This window comes from Stenotrophomonas sp. YIM B06876 (assembly GCF_030711595.1).
Classification (GTDB): domain Bacteria; phylum Pseudomonadota; class Gammaproteobacteria; order Xanthomonadales; family Xanthomonadaceae; genus Stenotrophomonas.
This window is the reverse complement of the sequence record NZ_JAUJUJ010000559.1, coordinates 1-440: the sequence shown is the minus strand read 5'-3', so window position 1 is coordinate 440 and position 440 is coordinate 1. Positions and strand designations below refer to the sequence as shown.

Annotated in this window: 1 protein-coding gene; it reads left to right on the top strand. The window is 66.4% G+C overall.

Going from position 1 to position 440, the window contains the following annotated elements:
- A partial coding sequence (locus QZH66_RS18455; RefSeq protein WP_305807239.1) for a hypothetical protein occupies positions 1–340 on the top strand: 340 nt, incomplete at its 5' end.
- Positions 341–440 lie beyond the last annotated feature (100 nt).

Here is a 440-nt window from a genome sequence, read left to right as displayed (position 1 = left end):
CAAGGCGCTGCTGGCGCATGCGCGCGCGCCCTACGGCGTGGCCGAGCTGGCGGCCCTGGCCGCGCACTGCACGCACCAGGAGGACGCGGCAGAAAAAGTGGAGCGCAGCGTGCGCAAGTCTGAGGCCGCGTTGTACCTGCACAACCGCGTGGGCCAGGCGTTCGACGCCGTCGTCACCGGGCGCAGCGAAACAGCGACCTGGGTGCGCATCTTCACGCCCCCGGCCGAGGGCCTGCTGGTGGCCGGCGAGCCGAACCTGGAGGTGGGCCGCAAGATCCGCGTGACGCTGGTCGACACCAACGTGGAGCGCGGCTTCATCGACTTCGAGCAACTGCGGTGAGCGCTGCGGGGTACTACGGTTTCAATAGCTTGCTGCGCTTGACTGGCAAGCGTTTGCGGCCTTTTTGACCATTATTTTAACTGGCCTGGATCAAGCGCAT